At 33.8% G+C, this 14313-nt stretch carries 9 protein-coding genes; 7 read left to right on the forward strand and 2 right to left on the reverse strand.

Annotated features, from left to right (window positions below; genetic code table 11):
- Positions 1-84: 84 nt before the first annotated feature.
- The 6 genes from OJ995_RS07235 (at position 85) to OJ995_RS07265 (ending at position 10978) form a co-directional block, all read left to right on the forward strand.
- A complete protein-coding gene (locus OJ995_RS07235; RefSeq protein WP_264368800.1) occupies positions 85-2511 on the forward strand; it encodes a ribonucleoside-diphosphate reductase subunit alpha in 2427 nt (808 codons plus the stop codon).
- Positions 2512-2623: 112 nt separating this feature from the next.
- A complete protein-coding gene (locus OJ995_RS07240) occupies positions 2624-2848 on the forward strand; it encodes a hypothetical protein (protein WP_264368801.1) in 225 nt (74 codons plus the stop codon).
- Positions 2849-2853: 5 nt separating this feature from the next.
- On the forward strand, positions 2854-3366 hold the full coding sequence (locus OJ995_RS07245; RefSeq protein ID WP_264368802.1) for an RDD family protein: 513 nt from the start codon (positions 2854-2856) through the stop codon (positions 3364-3366).
- 73 nt (positions 3367-3439) lie between these two features.
- Positions 3440-4780: a dGTP triphosphohydrolase gene (dgt, locus tag OJ995_RS07250; protein WP_264368965.1), complete on the forward strand. Its 1341-nt coding sequence runs from the start codon at positions 3440-3442 to the stop codon at positions 4778-4780.
- A gap of 90 nt (positions 4781-4870) precedes the next feature.
- A complete protein-coding gene (locus OJ995_RS13565; RefSeq protein WP_284698684.1) occupies positions 4871-8200 on the forward strand; it encodes a PA domain-containing protein in 3330 nt (1109 codons plus the stop codon).
- Positions 8201-8356: 156 nt separating this feature from the next.
- Positions 8357-10978: a T9SS-dependent M36 family metallopeptidase gene (locus tag OJ995_RS07265; protein WP_264368803.1), complete on the forward strand. Its 2622-nt coding sequence runs from the start codon at positions 8357-8359 to the stop codon at positions 10976-10978.
- A gap of 43 nt (positions 10979-11021) precedes the next feature.
- On the opposite strand, the gene OJ995_RS07270 is transcribed toward OJ995_RS07265, so the two are convergent.
- On the reverse strand, positions 11022-11963 hold the full coding sequence (locus tag OJ995_RS07270) for a DUF3078 domain-containing protein (protein WP_264368804.1): 942 nt from the start codon (positions 11961-11963) through the stop codon (positions 11022-11024).
- Position 11964: 1 nt separating this feature from the next.
- Positions 11965-13734, reverse strand: a complete 1770-nt coding sequence (locus OJ995_RS07275; RefSeq protein ID WP_264368805.1) for a 1-deoxy-D-xylulose-5-phosphate synthase — start codon at positions 13732-13734, stop codon at positions 11965-11967.
- 39 nt (positions 13735-13773) lie between these two features.
- On the opposite strand from OJ995_RS07275, the gene OJ995_RS07280 reads away from it, so the two are divergent.
- On the forward strand, positions 13774-14214 hold the full coding sequence (locus OJ995_RS07280) for a nucleoside deaminase (RefSeq protein WP_264368806.1): 441 nt from the start codon (positions 13774-13776) through the stop codon (positions 14212-14214).
- Positions 14215-14313: the final 99 nt, after the last annotated feature.

A 14313-nucleotide genomic window follows, 5' to 3' on the forward strand; every position in this document is an offset into this window, starting at 1 on the left:
AGTAAAACTCAATTCAAAAAAAAAAGATTACAAATAACCAGAAAGCAGGGAAGGGATTGCCTGATTTCAAAACACTAAAAAAGTATGTATGTAGTTAAAAGAGATGGCCATAAGGAGCCAGTAATGTTCGACAAAATCACAGATAGAATTAAAAAACTATGTTATGGTTTAAATGACAGAGTTGACGCTGTTAAAGTAGCCATGCGTGTTATTGAAGGATTGTATGACGGAGTAACTACATCAGAATTAGATAATTTAGCAGCTGAAACAGCAGCTTCTATGACAATTGCTCACCCAGATTATGCGCAATTAGCGGCAAGAATTGCTATTTCAAACTTACATAAAAACACCAACAAGTCATTCTCGGAAACGATGAGTGAAATGTATCATTATGTTAACCCAAGAACCAATCAAGAAGCGCCTTTGCTTTCAGATGAGGTGCACGAAGTAATTCAAGCAAATGCAGAATTTTTAGATTCTCATATTATATATACTCGCGATTTTAATTACGATTACTTTGGTTTTAAAACCTTAGAGCGTTCGTATTTATTAAGAATCAACGGAAAAATTGTAGAACGTCCGCAACACATGTTAATGCGTGTTTCGGTTGGAATCCACTTGAATGATTTAGAAGCAGTAATTGAAACTTACGAATTGATGTCGAAAAAGTTCTTTACACACGCTACACCAACATTATTCAATGCAGGAACTCCAAAACCTCAAATGTCATCTTGTTTCTTATTAACAATGAAAGATGATAGTATTGACGGAATTTACGATACTTTAAAACAAACGGCTAAAATCTCGCAATCAGCAGGAGGAATCGGTTTAGCTATTCACAATGTAAGAGCAACAGGTTCATACATTCGTGGAACAAACGGAACTTCAAACGGAATTGTTCCAATGTTACGTGTTTTCAATGATACCGCTCGTTACGTAGATCAAGGTGGAGGAAAGCGTAAAGGAAGTTTCGCTATCTATTTAGAAACTTGGCATGCTGATATTTTCGAATTTTTAGATTTGAAAAAGAATACGGGTAAAGAAGAAATGCGTGCAAGAGACTTGTTCTTCGCGATGTGGACTTCCGATTTATTCATGAAACGTGTTGAGGAAGATACAACTTGGACTTTAATGTGTCCAAACGAATGTCCAGGATTAGATAACGTTTATGGAGAAGAGTTTGAAGCTTTATATACTTCTTACGAAGCACAAGGAAAAGGTAGAAAAACCATCAAAGCACGTGAACTTTGGGAAAAAATTCTTGAATCTCAAATCGAAACAGGAACACCATATATGTTGTACAAAGATGCAGCGAACAGAAAATCAAACCAAAAGAATTTGGGAACCATTCGTTCGTCTAATTTATGTACAGAAATCATGGAATACACTTCTGCAGATGAAATTGCAGTGTGTAACTTGGCGTCTATTTCGTTACCAATGTTTGTTGAAAATGGAGCATTCAATCACGAATTGTTATATAACGTAACAAAACGTGTTACTAGAAACTTAAATAAAGTAATTGATAGAAATTACTATCCAGTTGTAGAAGCAGAAAACTCAAACATGCGACACCGTCCAGTTGGATTGGGAGTACAAGGTTTAGCGGATGCTTTTATCATGTTGAGAATGCCTTTTACAAGTGATGAAGCGAAAAAATTAAATCAAGAAATTTTCGAGACTTTATACTTTGCAGCCGTAACCGCTTCTATGGAAATGGCAAAAGAAGAAGGACCATATTCAACTTACGAAGGTTCGCCAATTTCTAAAGGAGAATTCCAACACAACCTTTGGGGATTAAAAGATGAAGAACTTTCTGGCCGTTGGGATTGGGCAAGTTTAAGAAAAGAAGTATTGGCAAACGGAGTAAGAAACTCACTATTAGTAGCGCCAATGCCAACCGCTTCAACTTCTCAAATTTTAGGAAATAACGAAGCTTTCGAACCATATACTTCTAATATTTATACAAGAAGAGTACTTTCTGGAGAATTCATTGTAGTAAACAAACATTTATTACATGATTTAGTAGAAAGAGGTTTGTGGAATGAAACATTGAAACAAGAAATCATGCGTCATAATGGTTCTGTGCAAAACATTCCACAAATTCCTGCTGACTTAAAAGAATTATACAAAACGGTTTGGGAAATGTCGATGAAAGATATTATCGATATGAGTCGTCAAAGAGGTTATTTTATTGACCAATCGCAATCGTTGAACTTGTTTATGCAAGATGCGAATTATGCGAAATTAACTTCGATGCATTTTTACGCTTGGAAATCAGGTTTAAAAACTGGAATGTACTATTTAAGAACTAAAGCGGCAGTAGATGCGATTAAGTTTACTTTAAATAACGATAAAGTAGCGGCACCAATTGAGATACAAGAACCAACTCAAAAAGTAGAAAGCATTGCTGTTGTAAGTGAACCAGTAGAAATGACAGCTGAAGAATACAGAGCAATGATTGAAATGGCAAAAAATGCCGGTCCAGAAGATTGTGAAATGTGTGGTTCTTAATTAGAGAATAGAATACAGAGAATATAATATAGAAAACAGCTATCATTTGATGGCTGTTTTTCTTTTAAATAATTACAATCCAATTCGTACATTTGAAAAAAATAAACAGATTATGTCAAAAGATAAAAAAGGGGTTCACACAGGAATTATAGAAAAAGACGCAGACGGAAACTATTTCTGCGGCGAATATTTATTGGATTACCAATACACAGAAAAAAACTTCAAAGTAGGAGATGAAATCAACATCAAATCGGTTATCGTAAATCCGAGTGATAAGAGTTATAATCAGTACCCAAAAAAATCGAGAAATTTCTTTTTAGCTAACGAAAAAGAGTAAAATTTATGGAGCAAAATCAAAAACAAGAATTTATTGTAACTAGTAATATGTTTGCCTCTCAAGGGCAAAGACTTGGAAATTATTTCATTGACTTAATTTTTCAATACATTTTAATCTTTGTGTTATCACTGGTATTAGGTGTTTTAGCTGGACTTTTTGGTATTGATTCATTTCTAGATTGGGCACAAAACATTGGAGGTCTTGGTGAGTATTTAATAGGAATAATTATTACTGTGATCTATTATTTAATAGCAGAAACACTTTTTTCAAGAACAATAGGTAAGTTAATTACAAAAACTGTTGTCGTTGATATAAATGGGGAAAAGCCAGACGGAGTAAAAATTCTCAAACGCACCTTTAGTCGATTAATTCCATTTAATCATTTTTCTTTCTTGGGAGGAAATACAAGAGGATGGCATGATTCTCTATCTGATACATATGTAGTTAAGAAAGATTTGTTGGATGAGAGGAAAAATCAATTTTATGAATTAGATGAAATTGGTAAAATTCAAGAATAAGAGATAGAAAATTAGGGTATATTTTTACGACTCGATTAAAATTTATTAATCAGTCAAAATAGTTAATTTTATGATGCAATGGGAACAATTATTGTCCTTAAAAAGACAAGGCGATACCAGTAAACGTTTACGAAAAGAGCAAGACGACACCCGTTTAGGCTTTGAAGTTGATTATGACCGAATTATTTTTTCTGCCGCTTTCAGAAGTTTGCAAGACAAAACCCAAGTCATTCCTCTTTCAAAAACCGATTTCGTTCATAATCGATTAACGCATAGTTTGGAAGTTTCTGTTGTTGGTCGTTCTCTTGGACGTTTAGTTGGAAAGCAAATTATTGCTAAATATCCACATTTACAAGAAGTTCACGGATATCAAGCGAATGATTTTGGCGCGATTGTGGCTGCTGCAGCATTATCACATGATATTGGAAATCCACCTTTCGGGCATTCGGGAGAAAAAGCAATTGGCGAATATTTCAAAACTGGAAACGGATTGCAATACAAAGACCAATTAACCGAAAAACAATGGCAAGATTTAATTGATTTTGAAGGAAATGCCAATGGATTTTCAGTTTTAGCTGCATCTCGTGAAGGAATTGAAGGCGGTTTACGTATTTCTTATGCCACTTTGGGAGCTTTTATGAAATATCCAAAAGAAAGTTTGCCAAAAAAACCAACACAAAAAATCTGTGATAAAAAATATGGCTTCTTTCAGCAAGATAAAGAATTCTTTGCTGAGGTGGCAAACGATTTAGGTTTGATTTCAAATAAATCAGGAAATGATATTGGTTTTGAACGTCATCCGTTAGCGTATTTAGTAGAAGCAGCTGATGATATTTGTTACACCATTATCGATTTTGAAGACGGAATTAACTTAGGTTGGATATCCGAAGAATACGCATTAGAATATCTAATCAAACTAGTCAAAAACGGAATCGATACCAAAAAATACAACGAATTACTTACCAAAGAAGATAGAATCAGTTATTTGCGCGCATTAGCCATTGGAAGTTTAATCAACGATGCGGTAGCTGTTTTTATGGATAACGAAAAAGCAATTTTGGCAGGAGAATTCCCATTTGCCTTGATGGATAAAAGTCAGTACAAAGCCCAAATGAACGATATCATCCAAATCAGTATTAAAAACGTATATCAAAGTAAGGAAGTAATTCAGAAAGAAGTAATGGGTTATAAAATTATCAATAATTTGTTGGATAGTTTTTGTACTGCTTATAATAAAAAAGAAAATGGAACGGCATCTAATTATGATGAATTATTGCTAAAATTACTACCTGAGCGTTTTCAGTTTCAAAAAGAAAATCTTTACGACAGACTCTTGCATATTTGCCACTTCGTTTCGTTATTAACAGATGGTAAAGCTTTAGAATTATACAAAACTATTCAGGCAAATAAATGAATATGAAAAAATAATTCGTAAAAAAATTTGAAATTACAGCTAAATTGCTAATTTTGTTTAAATTATAATAATATTAACCTCATTTTAACCATGAAAAAACAATTACTATTTTTACTTAGTGCATTGTTTATTTTTTCTTTAAGTTTCGGTCAAAATACTGCCGAGAAAAGTAAAGACAAAAATGACAAATCAACAAAAAATGTTGTAGCTACTAATGGTACTTTAACAAAAAAGCAAGCTAAAGCAATTAGAAAGAAGCATGCTAAAAATTTAGCGAATTCTCCTTTTAAAGAGACTATGTTGATGTCTAAGGATGAAAGAAAAGCTAACGGACTTCCACCTAATAAATATTATGAGATGGAATGGGAGTTAACTATGGATCCAGAACTAGGAAGACCAACAGTTGAAAAACTTAACATTCTTAGAGAAAGATTAATTAGAGAAAGAGCTGAAGCTCTTGCTAATGGAAGAACTCCAGGGGATGCTGCCGACAATAACTGGGCTGAAAGAGGTCCAAATAATGTTGGAGGTAGAACAAGAGCTATTATGTTTGACCCTACTGATTTAACTTACAATACGGTAATTGCTGGAGGAGTAAGTGGAGGATTATGGAAAAACACTAATATTTCAAGTGCAGGTTCATCTTGGACAAGAATAAATATTCCAGAAAACTTAAATGTTACAAGTATAACTTTTGATCCAAATAATACAAGTGTATGGTATGCTGGAACAGGAGAGTCTTGTGTTTTTGGAGATGTTAATGGAGATGGTGTTTGGAAAACAAGTAATGCAGGATTAACATGGTCTAAAGTTTTAGGAGGTATTTCTGGAGCTACTTATTTTTCTGCCGCATCATCAGTTACAATTAATAGCCCTGCAGGAATAGCTGGATCATATGCTTGTTATCCTACAACGGCTTTTGGTCCACCAATTACTACAGCAATTACACAAAACATTGTATTAATTGTTGATAATACAGCACCTACTTCTAATGGTTGTGAAACTGTAACAAATGCTGCTGCATTGAATGGTAAAATCGCTTTAATCAGAAGAGGAACTTGTTCTTTCGTTACTAAAATATTAGCTGCTCAAGCAGCTGGAGCAGTTGGGGTAATCGTTATGAATAACGTTGATGGTACTCCTGTTCCAATGGGGGATGATGGAAGTGGAGCATCTGTTTTAATTCCTTCTGTAATGGTTTCAAAAGCAGATGGAGATATTTTAGAAGCTGCTTTAGGGTCGGCTACTGTTAATGGAACTTTAAATCCAAGTTTAGTTGGAGTGCCTACTGGTAGCATCGTTCCAGGTGTTCAAAATATTAATGATGTTGTGGTAAAAAATAATGGAGGTGTTTCTGAAATTTTTGTTGCTGCTGGGGATGGATATTATTCTTCAGGTAATTCTGTTACTTATCAAGGAGCTTTTGAATATGGAATTTATAAATCTACAAACGGAGGTACTAGTTGGACGTTGTTAACAATGCCTACTACTGCTAATGGTAATAGACACTGTCCAAATGATATCGAAATTGGTTCTGATGGAAGAATTTGGGTATCAACAACAGATAGTTGGACTTTTGGAGATGGTGGAGGAAGAGTATTTGGTTCTGCTGATGGCGGGACTACTTTCACACCTAAACATACAGTAACTGGAAACGGTGGAGGTGCTCGTGTAGAAATTGAAATTTCAAACACTAATCCTAACAAGATTTATGTTTTATCTGAATTAAGTCAAGCGGATTCTGCAAATCCTACAATTGAGGTGAAATTAGAAGTTACAACCGATGGGTTTACAACTACTCCTACAGTTTTAGCATTGCCAGTAGGTAATGAAACAAGAGAAACAACATATGGATTTACTGGTGCGCAAGCATTCTATGACTTGATGATTGAATCAGATCCTACAAATGATCAAATTATTTATGTAGGAGGTATAGATTTATATCGTTCTGCTAATGGAGGTGCAACAACTGCTGGTTGGGTAGCAATATCTAACTGGACAGTAAACGTTCACTCTGATCAGCACGCTATGACATTTAAACCAGGGGCTCCAAATATTGCTGTTTTTGGTAATGATGGTGGTGTTTATTACTCAGGTAGTTTATCTACAACTGGTACGGCTCCAACTGCAAGAAATACAGGTTTAAATATCACACAATTTTATAGTGTAGGTGTTGCTCCAACAAATGCAGTTAGTGGTTTAGCAGGAGAGTATTTTGCTGCAGGTGCGCAAGATAACGGAACGCAATATTTTGCTAATGCTTCAGCTGGTGTAAATGCATCAGTAGAATCGCAAGGAGGTGATGGAGCATATACAATGTTTGATCAAGGTGCAGATAAATATTATATTTCGAATTATGTTTATAATGAGAATATCAATTTAAGACCATTACCTGGTTCAACAGTTGCAGCTAAAACAATTGATGCGGATAATAATAGTAATAATGGAGCTTTTATCGCACCTATGATATTAGATTCTAATTTAGACTTTTTATATTCTGATTACACAACTTCGGCAGGTGTTTATCAAATTAGAAGATATGGAAATTTAAAAGGTGGTGGTCCAGCTTCAAGAACTACATTCTCGAATGCTTTATTAACATCATCGCCAACTGCTTTTGCAGTTTCTCCACACACAACTACTGCTACTGTGCTTTTAGTGGGTACGAGATTAGGTAAATTATACAGAATTCCTACTGCAAATACTTATACTGGAACAGCTACTACAACTGGTACTTGGGTTGATATTACAGGTCCTAGTTTTGTAGGAAGTATTTCTGATATTGAGTTTGGTTCTTCTAATAATGAAATCTTTGTTACAATGCACAACTATAATGTTGTGAGTGTTTGGTATACTAAAGATGCTGGTGTTACTTGGACTAATAAAGAAGGTAATTTCCCTGATATTCCTGTAAAAGCGATTATGAGAAATCCTTTAAAAGTTGACGGAAGTGGATTTGCTACAGAAGTTATTATTGGAACAGAATTAGGTGTTTGGTATTCAAGCAATTTTGATTCTGCAACTCCAACTTGGAATCAATCATACAATGGTATGAGTAACGTAAAAGTTATGGATTTAGATTTAAGAAATGATAATACAGTATTTGCTGCAACTTATGGTAGAGGAATTTTCTCTGGAGCTTTCACAGCTACAACCTTGTCTGCAGAAGATAATGCATTAGTAAAAGGAATTAAATTATATCCAAATCCTTCTAATGGAGTTGTTACTATTTCAGTTCCAAATTATTCAGGTAATTTAGATATTAATGTGTTTGATTTAAATGGTAGAAAAGTTCTTTCAAGTTCTGGAGACTTCTCATCTGAAAAAGCAATTAATTTGACAGGATTACAATCTGGAGTTTATATTGTTAAACTTGAAGGGGAAAATTTATCGTACTCTGAAAAAGTGGTTTTAAACTAAGATATATTGAATATTTAAAAAAAAGGCTCCGTAAAACGGAGCCTTTTTTGTTTTTGATTAGAAGATTAAACAAGTATTAAAAATGATTTGTTTTTTCTAATAATAAAATAAAACCTTATATTTGAAATAATTACATTTAACTAACCCACAACTATTATGAAAAAAACATTACTATTATTAAATGTTTTATCTGTTTTTTTTGCTTTTTCGCAATCGCCAAATGAGAAAATTCAAAATTATTTAGATGAGAACAAACAAAAGTTTAATTTAACTACTCTAGATATATCCGATTGGATAATTGAAAGTACGGCAAATTCCACATCAACTAATATTGAAAATTATTACATTAAGCAGCGTTATCAAGGTGTTGAGATATTTTCTTCACTTTCTAATGTTTGGTACAAGAATGGTGCTGTAATTGAAATGCATAATGGATTTATTTCTAATATAAACCAAAAAATCAACACTGTTTCACCTACAATATCAGTTATTGATGCTTTATCGTATGCAAGAAATATCTTAAATGATACGCCAATTAATTCTGAAATAATTCTTCATGTATCAGATAAAGAGTTTAAGTTGTCAAATGGAGTTGTGGAAGAAGATGTAAATGCAGAACTAGTTTATCATGTTTTAGATAATGGTAGTTTAAGATTAGCTTGGGACTTAAATTTTTATACTCAAGATTATAAACATCTTTGGAGTGTAAGAGTTGATGCAGTTGATTCAAAGTTGCTAGATAAACAAGATTGGGTTATCAGTTGTAACTTTGGTAGTAAAGATCATAAAAATCATAAACACAACTTTTTCTTCAATAAAATAGGTTTCAAAGAAGCGCAAGCTAATATATTTGAAATTCAATCTGGTTCTTATCGTGTATTTCCATTTGAAACAGAAAGCCCAAATCATGGAAATCGTGAGTTATTATCAACGCCACATAATGTTGTAGCGTCTCCATTTGGTTGGCATGATACTAATGCTGCGTCTGGAGCTGAATTTACATACACAAGAGGTAATAACGTATTTGCACAAGAAGATGCAAATGGAAATAATGGAAACGGACTAAGACCAGATGGGGGAGCATCATTATTATTTGATTTCCCTTATGGAGGAACTGCAGTTGCAGCAACCACTTATACAGATGCAGCAACCACTAATTTATTCTATATGAATAATATGATGCACGATGTATGGTATCATTATGGTTTCAATGAATTAAATGGAAATTTTCAATCCAATAATTACGGTCGAGGTCCAGCTACTGCACCTTTAGGAGCAGGTGATTATGTTCTTGCAGATTCTCAAGATGGAGGAGGAACCAATAATGCTAATTTTTCTACACCTGTGGATGGATCTATTCCAAGAATGCAAATGTATCTTTGGGATGTAGGACCAAGACAAAAATTGCTAACAGTTAATTCGCCATCAACTATAGCAGGTCAATACGATGCTGCTGAGAATGCTTTTGATCCAGGCCACGTACCTGTTCCTCTTGCTCCAGGTCTTACATCTGATTTGGTTTTGTATAATGACGCCACACCAGATAATAGTGATGCTTGTGAGGCTCCAACTAATGGGGCATTATTAAATGGTAAAATAGTAATTATAAGAAGAGGTACTTGTCCTTTTGTGGATAAAGTAATTAATGCGCAAGCTGCGGGAGCTATTGCGGTTATAATAGTAAATAATGATGCGGCTAATCCAGATACTCTTGTTAATATGTCTGGTGCAAATGCAGCGGTAACAATTCCTGCAATTTTTGTTTCTTATAGTGTAGGAGAAGCTTTAATAGCTCAATTAGGAACAGGAACTGTTAATATAACTTTAAAAAGCGAACCTGTTACTTTTGTAAATTCAGATGGTGATTTTGATAATGGAGTTATAGCGCATGAATATGGTCATGGAATTTCTACTAGATTAGCTGGAGGTAGAAGTAATTCAAGCTGTTTAGGTAATGCTGAACAAATGGGTGAAGGTTGGTCTGATTTCTTTGGTTTGATGATGCAAATGAAAGCAGGCGATAATCCTAGTGATAAAAGAGGTATTGGAACATTTGTGTTTGGTGAGCCAACAGATGGGACTGGTATTAGAACATACCCTTATTCAGTTGACATGTCTATTAATCCTTTTACTTTTGGAAGAACCAATACTCAAGTTGTTCCTCATGGCGTTGGTTCTGTTTGGGCTACCATTTTATGGGATTTGGCTTGGGCTTATGTGGATAAATATGGATTTGATTCAAATAAATTTACAGGAACAGGTGGTAATAACAAGGTGATGCGATTGGTTTTAGATGCTTTAAAATTACAGCCATGTTCTCCTACATTTGTTTCAGGTAGGGATGCTTTAATTGCTGCTGATCAAGCTACAACAGGAGGTCAAGATTTTTGTATGATTTGGGAAGTTTTTGCAAGAAGAGGATTAGGGGTTAATGCTTCTTCTGGTTCAGCATCAAGTGCGACAGATCAAGTTGAGGACTTTACAACACCATCACCAGGACCTAACTGTACACTAAGTGCTGATTATTTCTTAAATGCTGATTTAATCAAAGTATATCCTAATCCTACAAGAGGTCTTTTAAATATTGATATTAATGGATATGCAGGAGAATTAAACGTAATTGTCTACGATTTAAATGGAAGACAGGTTTATAAACAATCATTTTCTAATTATATTGCACAACAATCAATTAATCTTCAAGGTTTAGAAACAGGAATGTATATCTTGAAATTAGATTGGGATGGAATTTCTCACACAAGAAAAATTATTTTGAATTAAAGAATAAAAAAAAATGCTCCGTTTTTCGGAGCATTTTTTTTTATTAGAATGAGTAAGTTAGACCTACACCTAGTAATTGTTTTAACTGAATTTTTGGACCTTTAATAACTTGCATTCCATTGACTTCTTCTTTTGATTTTATATCGTCGTCATAAACAATATGTGTTCCAATATTAGCTTTTACATACTGATTTACGGTCATGTCTAATTGAAGCTGCCAGTCTACATCAATATTTCCAAAATTATTAATATAGTCAGTATATAATGCAATTCGGTGCTCAAGCACAATGTTTTTATAAACTTCTGTTTTCCATTGATTTGTAACTAAGATTCCAGTTTCGTTTCTAATATTTTTACCTTCCTTAACAAGATTTCCAAATTCATCATAAATTGCTTTTTCAACCCCAAAAGCACCTTGATTAGCTAACCTTTGATCAAATACCATGGTTGTTTTCTGTGTTAATGGAGAAAGATATAGATTAAAATTCAAATCTTTTCTCGAATATTCAGCACCAATTCCTAAAAAAGTATAGGCTGGGGCAAAAGGTTTAGAAATTGCTAAATCTGTATTTGGATAAGCATAACCATTTGCAAATTGAGTATTAAAATTAAATTTTCCCGCATAATACCAATTAGATATTGTATCTGTTCTATATCCAAAAGTTGAGTTTATTTGAAATTGGTCATCTGTTTTTCTAGCATCTTGTTTCTCTTGCTTATTAATTCCGTAGCGGGCAATTAATTCGTTTTTCCAATGTATATTTTCTCTATTGTAAGTACGAATAAATTGACCTTTCAAAAGTCCTGAAACAGAATTATTTCCTCCTGCATTCCAGTTTACAAAAGTTATCTGTGAAATATCTAAACCCACTTTATTTTCTTTTGTCCAGTTTGAAGTAGAATCAGGTAATTTAGTTCTAATAATTTGCGCTGAAGATTGTAAGCAAATAACTAATAACCCAAATAGGTAAGCTTTTTTAAACATCTTAATAAGTATTAAATAATTGTTTTAAATGATTAACGTCGATTTTGCAAAGTTGTTGTAACTCAAAAACTGTTCCATGTTCTATGAATGAATCAGGAATTCCGAGATTTATAATTGATTTATTTAAATTATTTGTCGCAATGATTGCACAGATTTGTTCTCCAAAACCACCAGTAATTACTCCGTCTTCAATAGTAATAATATGTTCGTGAGAATTAACAATAGATTTTACAGCATCTATATCTAATGGTTTTATAATAGGAAAATGATAATGCGAAAATGAACTTGGATTATCAATATCGTTTAAAGCTTTCGTTACGTTAATTCCAATAGTTCCAGTGGATAAAACAGCAACCTTTGTTCCTCTTTGAAGTTCTATTATCTTTCCTATTTCTATTTTCTCAAAAGGTTGTTCCCAATTCAGATTTTCACCTCTTCCTCTCGGATAACGAATTGCAATCGGATGATTTAATCCTTCAGAAGCAGTAAACATAATGTTTCGTAGCTCCATTTCGTCTTTTGGAGCCGCAATAATCATATTCGGAATGCAATTCAAATAGGCAATATCAAAAACTCCGTGATGTGTTGCACCATCTTCGCCAACCAATCCTGCTCTGTCCAAACAAAAAATAACAGGTAAATTTTGTAAAGCGACATCATGAATTACTTGATCATAAGCACGTTGTAAAAAAGTAGAATAAATATTACAAAAAACAACCATTCCTTGTGTTGCCATTCCAGCAGCTAAGGTAACCGCGTGTTGTTCTGCAATTCCAACATCAATAGCGCGTTTTGGAAAAGCTTCCATCATGTAAGTCATTGAACTTCCTGTAGGCATTGCTGGCGTTATTCCAATGATTTTTTCGTTTTGATTAGCTAATTCCACTAATGTGTGTCCAAAAACATCTTGAAATTTGGGTGGTAAATGCGATTCGTCTTTTGGATGGATTTTGCCTGTTTCGGCATCAAATTTTCCTGGAGCGTGATATTTTACTTGGTCTTCTTCTGCTAATTGTAAACCTTTGCCTTTGGTAGTTATAACATGCAAGAATTTCGGACCTTTTACTGATTTTAATCTTTCTAATTCTAAAATCAATTTTGGTAAATCGTGACCATCTATAGGTCCCGAATAATCAAAATTCAAGGATTTGATGATGTTATTTTGCTTTGGATTTTTACCTTCTTTAACGGCTGTCAAATAATCCTTCAAAGCACCAATACTCGGATCAATTCCAATCGCATTATCATTTAAAATCACCAATAAATTAGCATCGGTAACCCCTGCATGATTTAAACCTTCAAAAGCCATTCCGCTTGCAATGGAGGCATCACCAATTACTGCAATATGTTGTTTTTCAAGTTCACCTTTTAATTGCGATGCCAAAGCCATTCCTAAAGCTGCCGAAATCGAAGTCGAGGAATGTCCCACACCAAACGTATCATAAACACTTTCACTTCGTTTAGGAAAACCCGAAATTCCGTTTAATTCTCTATTCGTGTGGAAAATGTCGCGTCTTTCGGTTAAGATTTTATGTCCGTAAGCTTGATGACCCACATCCCAAACTAATAAGTCTTCAGGAGTATTGAAAACGTAATGAAGCGCAATCGTTAATTCGACAACGCCTAAACTCGCACCCAAATGCCCTTCTTTTTTCGAAACAATATCAATGATAAAGTCTCTCAATTCTTTGGCTAATTGAGGAAGTTGATTTTCAGGAAGTTTCCTTAAATCGGTAGGATTGTTAATTTTTGAAAGCAAATTTTCCATCACAGCACAAAAGTAAGAATTGGTTGTTGTATTTTTGTACTTATGGAGAATATTTTTACCGACGACTTTTTTATGAAGAAAGCCTTACAAGAAGCCGAAATTGCTTTTGAAAAAGGTGAAATTCCAGTGGGAGCTGTTATTGTGATTGACAATCGCGTCATTGCAAGAACACACAATTTAACAGAATTACTTCACGATGTTACCGCTCATGCCGAAATGCAAGCGATAACTAGTGCTGCAAACTTCATAGGTGGAAAATATTTAAAAGATTGTACTTTATACGTGACTTTAGAACCTTGCCAAATGTGTGCAGGTGCTTTGTATTGGTCCCAAATTTCTAAAATTGTTTTTGGTGCTTCAGATGAAAATCGAGGATTCCAAAAAATGGGAACGCAATTACACCCGAAAACCCAAGTAATTTCAGGTGTTTTAGAAAAAGAATGTGCCGATTTGATGAAAGCATTTTTTAAAAATAAGCGATAAATTTTTGTAAGGATTTTATTCAAAAATATTTTTATATTTACGTAAGAATTTGCACGGTTTTTGTTGTTGCTAATTTGAGAACAAAAACAAACTAACTCT

It is taken from the genome of Flavobacterium lacisediminis, from assembly GCF_025909975.1.
GTDB classification, from domain to species: Bacteria; Bacteroidota; Bacteroidia; order Flavobacteriales; family Flavobacteriaceae; genus Flavobacterium; species Flavobacterium lacisediminis.